The organism is Streptomyces sp. BK340, assembly GCF_007827595.1.
Lineage (GTDB): Bacteria > Actinomycetota > Actinomycetes > Streptomycetales > Streptomycetaceae > Streptomyces.
In genome coordinates this window covers 14,193-28,990 of sequence record NZ_VISR01000013.1, presented here as the reverse complement: position 1 = coordinate 28,990, position 14,798 = coordinate 14,193, and the positions used below count along the sequence as shown (strand labels likewise).

The 14,798-nt window shown below is 71.5% G+C and carries 15 protein-coding genes and 2 tRNA genes; 5 read left to right on the top strand and 12 right to left on the bottom strand.

The window, feature by feature from the left end:
- Window positions 1-26 precede the first annotated feature (26 nt).
- From FB157_RS22750 to ehuB, 6 genes are all read right to left on the bottom strand, one after another.
- A tRNA-Lys gene (locus FB157_RS22750) sits at window positions 27-100 on the bottom strand.
- Window positions 101-185: 85 nt separating this feature from the next.
- Window positions 186-944 (bottom strand): IclR family transcriptional regulator, encoded by a 759-nt coding sequence (locus FB157_RS22745; RefSeq protein WP_145882457.1) that lies wholly within the window; start codon window positions 942-944, stop codon window positions 186-188.
- A gap of 213 nt (window positions 945-1,157) precedes the next feature.
- The gene (gene ehuA / locus FB157_RS22740) at window positions 1,158-1,940 is read right to left on the bottom strand and encodes an ectoine/hydroxyectoine ABC transporter ATP-binding protein EhuA (RefSeq protein ID WP_145882456.1); all 783 of its coding nucleotides are present in this window, start codon (window positions 1,938-1,940) and stop codon (window positions 1,158-1,160) included.
- Window positions 1,930-2,619, bottom strand: a complete 690-nt coding sequence (gene ehuD, locus FB157_RS22735; protein WP_145882455.1) for an ectoine/hydroxyectoine ABC transporter permease subunit EhuD — start codon at window positions 2,617-2,619, stop codon at window positions 1,930-1,932. The genes ehuA and ehuD overlap by 11 nt, the downstream gene beginning before the upstream one ends.
- Window positions 2,616-3,335, bottom strand: a complete 720-nt coding sequence (gene ehuC, locus FB157_RS22730) for an ectoine/hydroxyectoine ABC transporter permease subunit EhuC (RefSeq protein ID WP_145882454.1) — start codon at window positions 3,333-3,335, stop codon at window positions 2,616-2,618. The genes ehuD and ehuC overlap by 4 nt, the downstream gene beginning before the upstream one ends.
- The gene (gene ehuB, locus FB157_RS22725) at window positions 3,332-4,258 is read right to left on the bottom strand and encodes an ectoine/hydroxyectoine ABC transporter substrate-binding protein EhuB (protein WP_145882453.1); all 927 of its coding nucleotides are present in this window, start codon (window positions 4,256-4,258) and stop codon (window positions 3,332-3,334) included. The genes ehuC and ehuB overlap by 4 nt, the downstream gene beginning before the upstream one ends.
- Before the next feature lie 47 nt (window positions 4,259-4,305).
- On the opposite strand from ehuB, the gene FB157_RS22720 reads away from it, so the two are divergent.
- Window positions 4,306-4,800, top strand: a complete 495-nt coding sequence (locus FB157_RS22720; protein WP_145882452.1) for a DUF3830 family protein — start codon at window positions 4,306-4,308, stop codon at window positions 4,798-4,800.
- Here FB157_RS22720 and FB157_RS22715 read toward each other — a convergent pair.
- Together FB157_RS22715 and FB157_RS22710 are read right to left on the bottom strand one after the other, a co-directional pair.
- Window positions 4,781-6,169 carry an amidase gene (locus tag FB157_RS22715; protein WP_145882451.1) on the bottom strand — a complete coding sequence of 463 codons (1,389 nt, stop codon included), beginning with the start codon at window positions 6,167-6,169 and terminating at the stop codon, window positions 4,781-4,783. The genes FB157_RS22720 and FB157_RS22715 overlap by 20 nt on opposite strands.
- A gap of 16 nt (window positions 6,170-6,185) precedes the next feature.
- Entirely contained in the window at window positions 6,186-7,139 is a 954-nt protein-coding gene (locus tag FB157_RS22710) for a D-2-hydroxyacid dehydrogenase (RefSeq protein ID WP_145882450.1), read from the bottom strand.
- Between the two features lie 126 nt (window positions 7,140-7,265).
- Here FB157_RS22710 and FB157_RS22705 point away from each other — a divergent pair, with 126 nt between their 5' ends.
- The 3 genes from FB157_RS22705 to FB157_RS22695 all read left to right on the top strand — a co-directional run bounded on the left by FB157_RS22705 (window position 7,266) and on the right by FB157_RS22695 (window position 9,983).
- On the top strand, window positions 7,266-8,063 hold the full coding sequence (locus FB157_RS22705) for an aspartate/glutamate racemase family protein (RefSeq protein WP_145882449.1): 798 nt from the start codon (window positions 7,266-7,268) through the stop codon (window positions 8,061-8,063).
- The gene (locus FB157_RS22700) at window positions 8,060-8,803 is read left to right on the top strand and encodes an aspartate/glutamate racemase family protein (RefSeq protein ID WP_145882448.1); all 744 of its coding nucleotides are present in this window, start codon (window positions 8,060-8,062) and stop codon (window positions 8,801-8,803) included. The genes FB157_RS22705 and FB157_RS22700 overlap by 4 nt, the downstream gene beginning before the upstream one ends.
- Before the next feature lie 91 nt (window positions 8,804-8,894).
- Entirely contained in the window at window positions 8,895-9,983 is a 1,089-nt protein-coding gene (locus tag FB157_RS22695) for an LLM class flavin-dependent oxidoreductase (protein WP_145882447.1), read from the top strand.
- Here FB157_RS22695 and FB157_RS22690 read toward each other — a convergent pair.
- Window positions 9,962-11,776 carry a bifunctional diguanylate cyclase/phosphodiesterase gene (locus FB157_RS22690; RefSeq protein ID WP_145882446.1) on the bottom strand — a complete coding sequence of 605 codons (1,815 nt, stop codon included), beginning with the start codon at window positions 11,774-11,776 and terminating at the stop codon, window positions 9,962-9,964. The genes FB157_RS22695 and FB157_RS22690 overlap by 22 nt on opposite strands.
- Window positions 11,777-12,141: 365 nt before the next feature.
- Here FB157_RS22690 and FB157_RS22685 point away from each other — a divergent pair, with 365 nt between their 5' ends.
- Window positions 12,142-13,356: a M6 family metalloprotease domain-containing protein gene (locus FB157_RS22685; protein ID WP_145882618.1), complete on the top strand. Its 1,215-nt coding sequence runs from the start codon at window positions 12,142-12,144 to the stop codon at window positions 13,354-13,356.
- A 207-nt stretch (window positions 13,357-13,563) separates the two neighbouring features.
- Here FB157_RS22685 and FB157_RS22680 read toward each other — a convergent pair.
- The 3 genes from FB157_RS22680 to FB157_RS22670 form a co-directional block, all read right to left on the bottom strand.
- Window positions 13,564-13,637: transfer RNA gene (locus FB157_RS22680), tRNA-Lys, on the bottom strand.
- Window positions 13,628-14,203: a bifunctional DNA primase/polymerase gene (locus tag FB157_RS22675; protein ID WP_145882445.1), complete on the bottom strand. Its 576-nt coding sequence runs from the start codon at window positions 14,201-14,203 to the stop codon at window positions 13,628-13,630. The genes FB157_RS22680 and FB157_RS22675 overlap by 10 nt, the downstream gene beginning before the upstream one ends.
- A 113-nt stretch (window positions 14,204-14,316) precedes the next feature.
- The gene (locus FB157_RS22670; RefSeq protein WP_145882444.1) at window positions 14,317-14,688 is read right to left on the bottom strand and encodes a hypothetical protein; all 372 of its coding nucleotides are present in this window, start codon (window positions 14,686-14,688) and stop codon (window positions 14,317-14,319) included.
- Window positions 14,689-14,798: the final 110 nt, after the last annotated feature.

Sequence of the window (14,798 nt, the reverse complement as noted above, 5' to 3'; positions counted from 1 at the left end):
GCGGACGTGGCTCGCCATCGTCATTGTGCGCCGCCAGGGACTCGAACCCCGGACCCGCTGATTAAGAGTCAGCTGCTCTAACCAACTGAGCTAGCGGCGCATGACTCTCGCCTTCCGCGGATTTCTTCTCCCGCGGTCGGCGACGAAGAAAATACTACCTGGTTCTCAGGGGTGCTCGTGACCACTTAGATCGCGAGCGAGAGCAGCACCGGAGCCGCGTTCCGGTTCAGTGTGTCCGCGGCCTGCCGGAGCCGGTGCGCGTGCTCCACCGGGAGGGACAGGGCCAGACAGCCGACCGAGGAGCCCGCGGTGATCGGGACGGCCGCGCAGACCGTGCCGACCGCGTACTCCTGGAGGTCCAGGACCGGCACCGTCGGCGGCTGCGACTCCAGGCGGGACAGCAGCAGCTTGTCGCTGGTGATGGTGCGCGAGGTGAGGCGGGCCATCTTGTGCCGGGAGAGGTGGTCGCGGCGGCCGTTGTGGTCCAGCTGGGTCAGCAGGCTCTTGCCGACGGCGGTGGCGTGCGCGGAGTAGCGGAAGTCGACCCACTCGTTGACCGCCGGGGTGGCCGGCCCGGCGGCGTACTGGGTCACCGTGACCTCGCCGTCCACGTACCGGCTCATGTAGACGGCCGCGCCGACGGAGTCCCGCAGCCGGTCCAGGGTGTGCTGGAGCTTCTCGCGCAGGGCCCGCTCGCGGTCGTGCGTCGAGGTGAGGCGGCGCAGGGTCTCACCGGTGACGTACGCGCCGTCGGTGATCTGCTCGACGTAACCCTCGCGGCGCAGCATGCGCAGCAGCGCGCTCAGCCGCTCCGGGAGCAGGCCGGTGTGGCGGGCCAGTTCGGTGTCGGTGACGCCGGCGGGATGACGGGCCACGCTCTCCAGCACGCGCAACGCGTCCTGGGCGGAGTGGTACGGGGCGGTCGGCTCGTGCATCAGCGCCACGGTGTTTCCCCCTGCGCTCGCCTGTCTGTGGCCGCTAAGTCCGGTCGGCGGATCGCTACCACGATAACGGGGAAAGGCCTGTTGGGGAGAGGGTGTTGGCGAGATTGTGGTGCCCGCCGCCCCTCTCCCAACTGGGACGCAGGCCCTCTGGCATATGCCAAAGTCATCACCCAGCGCCCGGACCTCGGCTCTTCGTGTCTTCACACTTCGTAGTCACAGCACCGCGCTGAGAAAATCCCGGGTACGGTCCCGCTCCGGATCGCTGAAGATCTTCTCCGGCGGGCCCGACTCGATCACCCGTCCGGCGTCGAACATCAGTACCTGGTCGGAGATGTCCCGGGCGAAACCCATCTCGTGGGTCACACAGAGCATCGTGATGTCGGTGGTGCGGGCGATGTCCCTGAGCAGGTCGAGGACGCCCGCCACCAGTTCGGGGTCGAGCGCCGACGTCACCTCGTCCAGCAGCAGCACCCGCGGCCGCATCGCCAGCGCCCGGGCGATCGCCACCCGCTGCTGCTGGCCGCCGGAGAGCCGGGTGGGCCGTGCGTCGCTCTTGTCGGCCAGCCCCACCAGGTCCAGCAGCTCCCGCGCCCGCTCCTCCGCCTCGTCCCGGGACATGCCGAGCACCTGCACCGGTGCCTCGGTGATGTTCCGCAGCACGGACATGTTCGGGAACAGGTTGAACTGCTGGAACACCATCCCGATCTTCTTGCGGACCTCCCGGACCTGCTTCTCCGGCGCCGGGAACAGCGGCTGCCCGTCGACGGTGATCGTGCCCTCGTCCGGCTTGGTGAGGGTCATCAGCAGCCGGAGGATCGTCGTCTTGCCGGAGCCGGAGGGGCCGATCAGGGTCACGTGCCGGCCCGTTTCCACGGTGAGGTTCAGGCCGTCGAGGACCGTGTTGTCCCCGAACCGCTTGGTCACCCCCTCCAGGCGGACCAGCTCGGTCGGATGGGTGTCGGTGGCGGCGGTCTGTTCACGGGTCTCAACGGACAAGGCGTCGCTCCAGGGCTCGCAGGAGAAGGGAGGCCAGGTAGGAGATGAGGATGAAGGCCACCCCGATCACGGTCAGGGGCTCGGTGAACTGGAAGTGCTGCTGGGAGAAGAGCCGGGCCCGCCCGAGCATCTCCAGCACGGTGATCACCATCAGCATCGGCGTGTCCTTGAGCATGGCGATCACGTAGTTGCCGAGGGCGGGGACCACCCTGCGGAGCGCCTGGGGCAGGATCACCGCGGCCCAGGTCCGGTACCGGGGCAGGTTCAGCGCCGTGGCCGCCTCCCACTGGCCGACGGGCACCGCCTCGATACCTGCTCGGTAGACCTGCATCGTGTACGTCGAGTAGTGCAGGCCGATCGCGAAGACGCCGGTGGTCAGCGCCGAGAACGTCAGGCCCCACTCGGGCAGCACGTAGAACAGGAAGAACAGCTGCACCAGCAGCGGGGTGTTGCGCACGAACTCCGTGACCACCCCGACCGGCCAGCGCACGATCCCCCGAGCTCTCGACTTCGCTCGACCAGGGGGGACCCCCATGCTCGGCGTCCGCATCAGCAGCGCCCACACCAGGCCGAGGGTGAAGGACAGCAGCGAGCCGAGGGCCAGGGCCTGCAGGGTGACCAGCAGCCCGTCCCAGAAGTGCGGCATGAAGTCGCTCACCGCGTTCCAGTCCCACTTCATGCGACCCGCCCCCCCACTCCGGTCGTCTGCGCCCGCTTCAGCTCACGCGCCGCCGACTCCGTACCGGCGTCCTCGCCGACCCCGGCCTTCAGCCGCTTCTCCAGAGAGCGCATCAGCCGGGTGAGCACGAAGGCGATCGCGAAGTAGATCAGCAGCACGTACGTGTAGATCTCCGCGCTCTGCTGCAGCGCCAGCCGCACCAGGTTGGCGCTGAACGTCAGATCGCCCATGCCCATGACCGACACCAGTGCCGTGCCCTTGAGCAGCTCGATCAGCAGGTTGCAGAAGGACGGGATCATCTCCGGCACCGCCTGCGGCAGCAGGACCAGCCGCAGCCGCTGCCAGGGCGTGAGACTGAGCGCGATCGCGCCTTCCCGCTGCGCCGGGTCGACCGCGTTCAGCGCGCCGCGCACGATCTCCGAGCCGTACGCGCCATACGTCAGCCCGAGCGCCAGCGTGCCCGCCCACAGCGGCACCAGCTGCCAGCCGAAGGCGACCGGCAGCACGAAGAACACCCAGAAGATCATCACCAGTGCCGAGGTGCCGCGGAACACCTCGGTGTAGAAGCCGGCGAGGAAGCGCACGATCCACAGGCGGTGGGTGCGCGCGACACCGACGGCGAAGGACACCGCGCCGGCCAGCAGCGCACTGAACACCAGCAGCTGGACGGTGGTCCAGACGCCTTTCAGTACGAGTTCCCAGAGCCCCGAGGTCATCCGCCGCACAGCTCCTTCGTGGTGAGGTCCGTCAGCTCGGCCTTGGTGAAGCCGAAGGGCCGCAGGATGCGGAAGAGTTCCCCGCTCTGCTTCAGCCGGTGCAGCTCGGCGTTGAAGGCGTCGCGCAGCTTCGTCTCGGTGGGCCGGAACGCGAACGCGCCGCCGTCGACATGCGGCTTGCCCTTGACCAGCGGTGCGAACGGCGCGGTGGCCTCCGCCTTGGCGGACTTCTTCACCACCTCGCGGGCGGTCAGCGCCGTACCGGCGAACACGTCCACGCGCCCGGCCTCGACGGCGTTCAGTCCGGCGACCTGGTCCGGGACGATCAGGATGTCGTCCTCCTTGTACCCGGCCTCCACCGCGTACTGGATCTCGGCGTACCCGGTCCCGGTCGCGAACCTCGCCTTCTTCGCCACCACGTCCTTGTAGGAGTGCAGCCCCTTCGGATTGCCCTTGCGGACGATGAAGGAGTCGAGCATCTGGTAGTCCGGATCCGCGAAGATCACCTGCGCGCAGCGCTCGGGATTGACGTACATCCCGGCGGCCACGACGTCGAACTGCTGCGAGTTCAGGCCGGGGATGAGCGAGCCGAACTCGGTGGGCACGGGCTGCACCCGGTCCACCCCGAGCCGCTTGAAGATCACTTTGGCCAGCTCGGGCGCCTCCCCGGTGAGATGGCCGTCCCGGTCGATGTACCCGAAGGGGATCTCGCCGGCTATCCCGAGCCGTACGACCCCCTGCGCGCGCAGCCGGTCGAGCAGGTCGCCGCCCTTCACGCCGGACGCCGAGGCCACCCGCGTACAGCCCACGGCACCCAGTGCGCCCATCGCGCCCAGCGCCGCGGCCCCCGCGAGCACCGAGCGTCTGCTGTGTCTGTGTTCCGACCGGATGGTGTGTACGTCGTTCCCAAGTGGTGGAGCCATGGCGGCGCGGCTACCCAAGCGCATCAGTCCTATGCACCCTGGATTCCATGGCCGATCGATTCGTCACCGTCTCGCTCGAGAAGCGGGAAGTGCACTGCACGGCACGACTGCTGGACGACCGCGCGCCCCTGACCTGCACGGCGGTGTGGGAGGCACTGCCGCTCGCGGGGGACGTCTTCCACGCCAAGTACGCGCGCAACGAGATCTACGCCCTCTTTGCGCCCTTCGCCTCCACGGAACCCCCACTGGAGAACCCGACGGTCACCCCGATCCCCGGAGACCTCTGCTACTTCTCCTTCGCCGGCACCGAACTGGGCACGAAGGCCTACGGCTACGACCGCGAGGTCCGCCCCGGCACCACCGTGGTCGACCTGGCCCTGTTCTACGAGCGCAACAACCTGCTGCTCAACGGGGACGTGGGCTGGGTGCCCGGGATCGTCTGGGGCCAGGTCGTGACCGGTCTTGAGGAGATGGCCGAGGCCTGCAACGACCTGTGGCGCAGTGGGGCGGCGGGGGAGACGCTCAGTTTCCGGAGAGCGTGAGCCCCGCCTCGTAGAGGGCGTGCGAGGCCCGTAGCACCAGGTCGTCCCGGTGCCGGGCCGCGACGATCTGCATCCCGACCGGCAGCCCGTCGCCGTCGGCGCCCACGGGGACCGTCGCCGCGGGCTGCTGGGTGAGGTTGAAGGGGTACGTGAACGGCGTCCAGCCGGTCCAGCGCCGCAGGCCGGACCCCCCGGGCACCTCCTCGTCCGCCTCGAACGCGGTGATGGGCAGGGTGGGCGTGACCAGCAGGTCGTACCGCTCGTGGAAGCCGCCCGTCCGGCGGCCGAGGTCCATGCGGACGTCCACCGCGGCCAGATAGTCCAGCGCGCTGTACCGGGCGCCCTGGGCGCAGATCTCGCGCAGGCCGGGGTCGAGCAGTTGCCGCCGGCGCGGCGAGAAGCTCTGGGTGAGCCGGGCCGCGCCGCTGAACCACAGGGTGTGGAAGGCGTCCACCGGGTCGCTGAAGTCCGGGTCGGTCTCCTCGACGTACGCGCCGAGGTCCGCGAGCCCGGCCACCGCCCGCCGCACGGCCGCCGCGACCGCCGGGCGGACGGCCACCTGCCCGCCCAGGGTCGGCGAGTACGCCACCCGCAGCCCGCGCACGCCCTGGTCCAGGCCCGCGGTGAACGACTCCCGCGGCGGGCCCAGCGCCGACCAGTCGCGGGCGTCGGGGGCGGTGATCACGTCCATCATCAGTGCCGCGTCCGCCGCGTCCCGGGTCATCGGGCCGACGTGCGCCAGCGTGCCGAACGCGCTCGCCGGATACAGGGGCACCCTGCCGTACGTCGGCTTGAGGCCGAAGATCCCGCAGAAGGCGGCCGGGATGCGGATGCTGCCGCCGCCGTCCGTGCCCAGTGACAGCGGGCCCGCGCCGAGCGCGACGGCCGCCGCGCTGCCCCCGCTGGAGCCGCCCGCGGTGCGCGCGGGGTCGTGCGGGTTGCGGGTCACGCCGGTCAGCGGGGAGTCGGTGACGCCCTTCCAGCCGTACTCCGGTGTCGTCGTCTTGCCGAGGAAGACCGCGCCGTGCTCGCGCAGCCGGGCGACCGAGGGCGCGTCCTCCTCCCAGCGGCCCTGCTCGGACACGGTCTTCGAGCCGCGCAGGGTGGGGTGGCCGCGCAGCAGCAGGATGTCCTTCACGGTCACCGGCACCCCGTCCAGCAGCCCGGCCGGCTCGCCGCGCCGCCAGCGCTCCGCCGACTCCCGCGCCCGCGTGAGCGCGTCCTCCTCGGTGAGGCGCACGAACGCGTTCACCTCCGGCTGGATCCGCCGCGCCCGCTGCAGGGCCTGTTCGGTCGCCTCCACGGGACTGAACTCGCCCTTGCGGTAGCCGTCGAGGAGTTGTACGGCGGTCAGGTCGGTGAGCTGCATGCACCCTCCTGGTGGTTCAGTGACCGGGGACGTAGCCGCGCTTCTTGTCGACCACGTTCACCAGGGATCTGCCCGCGGCCCATCGCTCGTACAACTCCACGAACTGGACGCCGAGTTCATCGCGCCATCCGACCGTGTCGCCGCTCATGTGCGGGGAGACGATCAGCCCCGGCAGCCCCCACAACGGGCTGTCCCCGGGCAGGGGTTCGGCGGCGAACACGTCCAGGGCGGCGCCCGCGATCCAGCGCCGCCGCAGTGCCTCGGCGAGCGCGTCCTCGTCGACCAGCGGCCCGCGGCCGACGTTCACGAAGACCGTCGAGGGCTGCATCACGCCGAACCGGCGGGCGTCGAACATGCCGTGCGTCTGCTCGGTCAGCGGGGCGGCGGCGATCACCCAATCCGCGCGCGAGATCAGCCGGTCCAGGTCGCCCGGGCCGTGGATGCCGGTGCGTGGGACCCGCCCGACCAGCGCGGTCGTCACGTCCAGGGCCTTCAGCGTGTGCGCGATCGCCCGGCCGATCGGTCCGGAGCCGACCACGCACGCGCGGGTGCCCGCCACCCGCCGGGTCTCCCGGTGCCGCCAGGTCCGCTCCCGCTGCAGCTCCAGCGTGCGCGGCAGATCCTTGGCGACCGCCAGCACCAGGGCGGCCACGTACTCGGCGATCGGCTGGTCGAAGATCCCGCGCGCGTTGGTCACCACCGTCTCGGAGGCGGCGAGCTCCCGGCACATCAGGTGGTCCACCCCCGCGCTCGCCGTGTGCACCCAGCGCGGCCGCGGCCCCGCCCCGGGCCAGGCCTCCCGTACGGCGTGCGAGGTGAAGTCCCACACCAGCAGCACGTCCGCCTCCGGCAGCCGCCCGGCGAGTCCGGCCGCGTCGGTGTGCACGATCCGGGCACGCCCGGTGAGGCGGCCGAGCCGCGGCGGCGGGTCGGCGTCCAGGACGAGCAGGGTGGGCAGGGTCAGCGTCATTCGGGGCCGCTCCGAGCGTCTGACATGCGCGGATTGACCACGCTCGCACCGGAACCTACCTTCGTCAACACGGGCGTACCCACCGACCGTTCCTCCGTCGTCTCTCAGCATGAGGCGGTGCCAGTCATGGACGTCTCCTTTCTCGGCGGTCCCCGCCCCCAGCGCGGTGTCGGGGTGGTGGCCCCCTTCGACTTCGCCCTCGACCGGGAGCTGTGGCGCTGGGTGCCCGACGAGGTGTCACTGCATCTGACCCGGACCCCCTTCGTGCCGGTCGAGGTGAGCCTGGACCTGGCACGGCTGGTCAGCGAGCACCAGACCCTCGCCGAGGCGGTGCGCGCCCTGATCGCCGTCGCCCCCGAGGTCGTCGCCTACGCCTGCACCTCCGGCAGCTTCGTCGACGGTGTCGCGGGCGAGCGGGCGATGCGCGCGCAGATGAGCAGCGCCGGCGGCGCCCTGCCCGCGGTCACCACCTCGGGCGCCCTGCTGGAGGCCCTGGCGGAGCTGCGGGTCCGCCGGGTCGCCCTGGTCACCCCGTACACGGTGTCCGTCACCCGGGCCCTGCAGGAGTACGTCGCCGAGGCCGGCGTACGGGTGACCGGCTGCGCCTTCATGGGGCTGACCCGGCACATCTGGCAGGTGCCGTACCGGGACGTGGTCGCCATGGCCCGTGCCGCGGTCCGCCCCGGCGGCGCCGACGCGCTGTTCATCTCCTGCACCAACCTTCCGACCTACGACGTCATCCCGCAGCTGGAGGCCGAGCTGCGCATCCCCGTGCTGTCGGCCAACCAGGTCACGATGTGGGCGGCCCTGCGCAGGCTGGGTACCCGAGCCGTGGGGCCCTATCAGGCGCTGCTGGACGAAGCCGCGCGGGAATGGCCCGTACTGCCGGAAGAAACGCAGGAACACCAAGAAGGGCCGTCATGACTGCACTCGGATTCCTCTACCCGGGCCACTCCGGCGAGGACGACTATCCACGCATCGAGCAGCTCCTGGGCAGCGACATCCGGGTGGATCTGGTCCACACCGACATCGGCGTGGACGCACACCGGGTCGACGCGCTGCGCGAGATGGGTTCGGAGCAGCGGCTCGCCGCCGGTGTGGCGGAGCTGCGGCTCACCGGCGTCGAGACGGTGGTGTGGGCGTGCACCAGCGGCAGCTTCGTGCACGGCTGGGAGGGCGCCCAGGAGCAGGTGCGGTCGCTGGCCCGGCTGGCCGGGATGCCGGCCTCCTCGACGTCCTTCGCCTTCGTGCACGCGGCCAGGGAGCTCGGGGTACGACGGGTCGCCGTGGGCGCGACCTACCCGGAGGAGGTGGCCGCGCTGTTCGCGGACTTCCTGCGGGCCGGGGGGCTCGAGGTGGTCGCGGTGCGGTCGTCCGGGATCGTCACGGCGGCCGAGGTCGGCACGTGGGGGGAGGAGGAGGTGCTGACGCTGGCGCGCGCGGCCGCCGCGGACGCGGACGCCGCCGGCGCGGAGGCGGTGCTGCTGCCGGACACGGCGTTGCACACGGCGGCGTACCTCGGCCTGCTGGAGAAGGCGTTGTCCAAGCCCGTGCTCACGGCCAACCAGGTGTCGGTGTGGGAGGGGCTGAGGCTGGCCGACCGCCGGGTGAACGCGCCGCGGCTGGGGGCGCTGTTCACCCGGGAGCCGATCGTCCAGGTCTGACCTGCCGGCCCGACCCGTCCGGAATAAACGGGGACCGCCTCCTGTTAGGCCCGGGCAGAACAGCTCACGGCCACAACAGGAGGCTCACACCGTGTCGGCAGACGAGATCCGGGGCACGACGCACGGGACCGCCCCCGTCCCCCTCTCCGTACTGGACCTGGTGACCGTCGGCGCGGGCAGTACCGCCACCGACGCGCTGCGCACCAGCGTGGAGCTGTCCCGGTTCGCGGAGTCGCGCGGCTTCCACCGGTACTGGGTGGCCGAGCACCACTCGATGCCCGGCGTCGCCTCCTCGTCGCCCGCCGTGATCCTCGCCCACCTCGCCGCCCACACCGACCGCATCCGGCTCGGCTCGGGCGGCGTCATGCTGCCCAACCACGCGCCCCTGGTGATCGCCGAGCAGTTCGGCACGCTGGAGGCGCTGGCGCCGGGGCGGATCGACCTGGGGCTCGGCCGGGCGCCCGGCACGGACGGTGCCACCGCCGCCGCGCTCCGCCGCACCGACACCCTCGCCGAGGGCGCCGACGACTTCCCGCAGCAGCTGGCCGAACTCACCCGCTTCCTGGACGACGACTTCCCCGACGGGCATCCCTACCGGCGCATCCACGCGATCCCGGGCCCGGTGCAGGGCAGCAGCCCCGGCGGCGTCCAGTCCGCGCACCGGCCGCCGATCTGGCTGCTCGGCTCCTCGGGCTTCAGCGCCCGCCTCGCCGGTCTCCTCGGGCTGCCCTTCGCCTTCGCGCACCACTTCTCCGCGCAGAACACCATCCCGGCCCTCGACCTGTACCGGCAGACCTTCCGGCCCTCCGAGGTGCTGGCCGAACCGTACGCCCTCATCGGCGTCTCCGCCCTCGCCACGGACGACGAGCGGGAGGCCGGCCGCCAGGTACGGGCCGCCGCGCTGAACATGCTCCGGCTGCGCACCGGCCGCCCGGGCCTGTTCCCCGACCCGGCCGACGCCGAGAAGTACGAGTTCGGCCCGATGGAGGAGGACTTCGTCGCCTCCTGGACCGGCAACATCGTGCACGGCACGGCGGACGAGGTCCGCTCCGGCCTGGACGACCTGCACAAGCGCACCGGCGCCGACGAGCTGATGCTCACCTCGCACGCCCACCGCGGCGAGCTGCGGGTGCGCTCCTACGAACTGATCGCCGACGCCTACGGCTTGCCCACCGCGTAGGCCGCCTGGCCGCCCAGCAGCTCGGAGATACGATCCGGCGGCACCGGACGGGAGTACAGCCAGCCCTGCCCGGTGTCGCAGCCGATCCGGCGCAGCCGGGTGGCCTGTGCCGAGGTCTCCACGCACTCCGCGGTGACCGTCAGGCCGAGGCGGTGGGCCAGCTGGATCATCGCCTCCACGATCACCTCGTCGGCCGGGTTGGGCGGCACGGCCACCGTGCTCTTGTCGCCCTCGTACTGGAAGCCGCGCACGAAGGAGCCGTCCAGCTTCAGCACCGACACCGGCAGCCGGCTCAGGTAGGCCAGGTTCGAGTAGCCGGTGCCGAAGTCGTCGATGGCGATACGGACGCCCATGTCGCTGAGGGCCTGCAGGGCCTGGAGCGGGCGGCCCGCCGAGCCCATGACGGCCGACTCGGTCAGCTCCAGCTGGAGCAGGTGCGGGGCGAGCCCGGTCTCGGCGAGGGTCCGGGCCACGTCGGCCACCAGGTCGGAGTCCCACACCTGGCGTACGGCCACGTTCACGCTGACGAAGATGGGCGGCTCGTCGGGGTGGTCCACCTGCCAGCGGCGGGCCTGCCGGCAGGCGGTCTCCAGCGCCCAGCGGCCGAGCTGCACGATCGAACCGTCCTCCTCGGCCAGTCCGATGAACCGATTCGGCGTCAGTGTGCCGAACTGAGGATGATTCCAGCGGATCAACGCCTCGACCCCGCTCAGCCGGCCGTCCTCCATGCCCACCAACGGCTGGTACTCGAGGGCGAATTCACCGCGCTCGATGGCGGGACGGAGGGCGGAGGAGAGGGCCTGACGGGTCACCAGGTGCGCGTTGCGCTCGGGGTCGAACAGGGTCCAGCGGGCCTTGCCGTCCGCCTTCGCCCAGTACAGCGTCGTGTCGGCGGCCTGCATCAGGCCCGTGGCGGTCGTACCTGCCGCGTGCCGTTCCACGACCCCGATGGACGCGGTCAGCGACAGCCGCTGACCGGCCAGGTCGAAGGGTGCCTCCAGGGCCTTCAGCGCGGACTCGGCGAGGTCGGCGAGCTGCTCGGTGCCGGTGGAGTCCTCGACCAGCAGGGCGAATTCGTCGCCGCCGAGCCGGGCCACCAGGGGGGTACCGGCGCGGGCGTACCCGGTCTCGTCGGCGACCTGGGTCAGCCGCTCGGCCACGGCCGAGAGCAGCCGGTCGCCGACGCGGTGGCCGAGGGTGTCGTTGACGGCCTTGAAGCCGTCCACGTCCAGGTAGCACAGGCCGATCCGGCCGGTGCCGCTCTGCTCGTACGACTCCGCCTCCAGCGCGGCCGTCAGGCGCTCGAAGAACAGGGTCCGGTTGGGCAGCCGGGTCACCGGGTCGTGCATCTGCAAGTGCCGCAGCCGGGCCTGGAGTTCGCGGCGGGCGCCGATGTCGGCGACCGACACGAGGACGCCCGGCTCGCGGCCGGCCAGCGGGGCGACGGTGACCTGCACCCACACCGAGTGCCCCTCGGGATGCTTCAGCCGGCGGGTGCAGCGCAGCCTGGCCTGCCGGCCGCGCAGGACCTCGCGGTAGGCGTGCCAGGTGCGTGCGTCCGCGGCCAGGTCCACCAGATCGGCGGCGGCTCGTCCGGTCAGCCCGTCCGGATCGGCGCCGAGCAGGTCGCCGAGCGCGGGGTTGGCGCTGACGACGAGACCTTCGCGATCGACGACGGCCATGGCGAGCGTCGCCGCCGCGAAGACACGGCGATAGGTGTTGTGGTCACTGTCTGTGACGGCTGACCGGTCGAGGTCTGCCGCGGGCGTCGGCCCTTCGGACGTTCCGCTCACCGCTCGCTCCCGCAGTGCACTCGATCTCTGTCCGTGCCGGAAAGTGTGCCGATCATAGAGGCTGGCCCGGAGGCCTTCCAGCCACTCTCCAGTGTCCCGGACAGACCACAGGTTCTGACAGATCGTTTCTGCCCGCACCTGGACGGGTTCTTCAGGCCCCCGACCAGTTGTGACGTTCCGTGAGTGTTTCGGGGTGTCGGCTGTTGATGCACTCCGGCGCCCAAATGGACGTACTCACCCTTCTGGTTCAGGCAAACAGGACGAACAGTTATGAACTACCACAGTCTGGATTCGGTGTCCCGTGAACCGCGTCCGGAGGTCCTTTCGTGCCCAAGCTGCGCAGCACCGCCGCCGTGTTCACCACGATGTCGGCGCTCGCCGCGACCTCGATCCTCACCGGCCCGTCGGTCGCCGAGCCCTTCTCGACGGCCCCCTGTGCCCTGCACCGCAGCGAGGCCCACCACTCGGAGGGCGTGGACACCTGGAACCCCGAATACACCCGCCCGACCGGCGCGCTCGACGCCGTCATGATCTTCCTGTCCTTCCCGGACGCCACCCCTCGCACCACCCCCGCCGAGCTGACCGCCGACCACTTCCCGGCCACCAGCCGCTTCTTCGAACAGGCCTCGTACGGCCGGTTCACGCTGCGCCCGCACCCGCTCGACCACTGGCTGCGCATGCCGCAGCCGTCGACCTCGTACGCCATGAAGCGCGACTGGAGCGCCGATGACCGCGCCGCCTATCTGCGCGACGCGTTCGCCGTGGCGGACCAGGAGGTCGACTTCTCCCGCTACCGCGTCGTCTATTTCGTCGCCGACCCGGACGCTCCCGGTGTCGACTCGGACGCGACGAAGGTCGTCAACCTCGACACCCCCATGCACGTGGACGGCACGGACGTGCGCCGGGTCGTCACGGTGTTCGAAAGGCATCCGCCCGACCGGCTGGTCCTCGCCCACGAGACCGGTCACGTCTTCGACCTCCCCGACCTCTACCACCGCCCGGTCGACGGCAAGGGCGACTGGGACACCTACGTCGGCGACTGGGACCTGATGGGCAGCCAGTTCGGACTGTCCCCGGACCTGTTCGCCTGGCACAAGTGGAAGCTGGGCTGGCTGGACCCGCGCCAGGTGATGTGCGTGCGGGGTGCCGGGCCGACCCGGCTGACCCTGGAGCCGCTGGCGGCGGGCCCCGGCATCCCGGTGCAGGGTGCGGCCGGTGCCCCGGCCTTCGGCCTCGGCCGCGGCACGAAACTGGCGGTGGTGCGCACCGGCGCGGACAGCGTCCTGGCCTTCGAGGCGCGCGGTCCGGTGGGCAACGACCGCGCGGGCTGCCGGCAGGGAGTCCTGGTCTACCGGGTGCGCGGTGGCGCGGAGTCCGGCGGCGGTCCGGTCGAGGTGGTGGACGCCCACCCGCACACCGAGGCGTGCTGGGAGAACTCGGTCTACCCGCCCCTGGCCGACGCCCCGGTCTCCCTCGGGGAGAGCTTCACGGTGCCCGGGGACGGTGTGAAGGTCGAGGTGGAGGGGCGGACGGCGTCCGGGGCGTGGACGGTGAAGATCACGCCGGGGCTGGAAGGCTGAATCCTGTCGCCCGCGGGGCTCGGCCGGATTCTGCCTTCTGCGGCGCCAGTGCATACGAAAACGGCGGGCCGGAATCTTTCGAAACCGACCCGCCGTCGTACGGGGGTTTGGGTGGCGGAGCCCCCACAACGCGCGGCGAAGCCGCGCAGAAACAGAGACGGCGAGGAGGTTCGCGCTTTCTGCGAACCCGCCTCGCCGTCGTCATCGTGCGCCGCCAGGGACTCGAACCCCGGACCCGCTGATTAAGAGTCAGCTGCTCTAACCAACTGAGCTAGCGGCGCCTGCTGACGTCGTAGACCTTAGCATCCTGGTCGGCGGGAGGAAAAATCGAAATTCGCACCGCGGTACGGGCGGCCCGTACGGCCGCCCAGAGCAGGACCTCGGGGCCCGGCAGCCAGGGGTGACGGGTGTCCGGTGCGACCAGCCAGCGGGAGCCGCCGGGGGTGGGGGAGGCGTCGCCGGACAGGGCGGGGACGGTCACCGCGTCTCCCGTGCCGTGGCAGAGCAGCGGCGGTACCGCCTCCGTGCGGTGGGACCCCCACTCCTCCCAGCTCAGCAGCGAGGGCAGCCGCTGGGCCGTGCCCGGGGCGGCGAACAGCAGCATGCGGCCCCGGAACACCGCGACCGGGCCGGATCCCGGCCCCTCGTCCCATAAGCGGTCCAGCATCCGGCGCCCGAAGACCGCCGGGGCGCTCACCACGTCGAAGACCGCGCCGCACGGGAGGACCAGCGGGGCGTCCGGGCGCTCCTGCCACAGGGCGAGCGTGCTTCGCGGATACGTTCCTGCCGAGGCCAGCCAGGCGGCTCCGTCGGCGGTGGCGCAGGTGACATGCGGTGTGCAGCTCATGCCGACTACATCTACCGGCCGTGAGTGCGCGGTTCTCCTGAGTTGCGGAAAACCGGGACAGGCGTGGGCGGGCAGGAGTATCTTGCCCGCCTGGCATATGCCAGGCGCGTGGGCTAGACCGGGTCGACGGGGCTGCGGCCCTCCGTGTCGGCGCCGCGCAGCAGGTCCCGCCCGAACTCCACCATCTTCTGGGCGTAGTCCTCGGTCCACTCCGCCCGCTCGGCGATGTCCGCCGGGGTCAGCCGGTCGAACCGGCCCGGGTCGGCGAGCTGGGCCGCCGCGACGGCCTGGAACTCCACCGCCCGGTCGGCCGCCGCCTGGAAGGCCAGGGCCAGCTCCGTCGCCCGCGCCAGCAGCGCGCCCGGATCCTCCATCGACTCCAGGTCGAAGAAGTGCTCGGGATCGGAGGCCGCCTCCGCGGGCTCGAAGATCAGGGGCGCGGGGCGTAGCCGCGGTTCATGCCGACGCGGCGTGGGCTCCGCCATGTCTCGTCTCCTCCTCGTACGGTCCGGTGGGCCCCGCCGGGAGGCGGGCCACCCACCATTGTCTCGCGTGGGCGCAAGGGGACCCCTCAGTCGCCGGAGGTCCCGCGCAC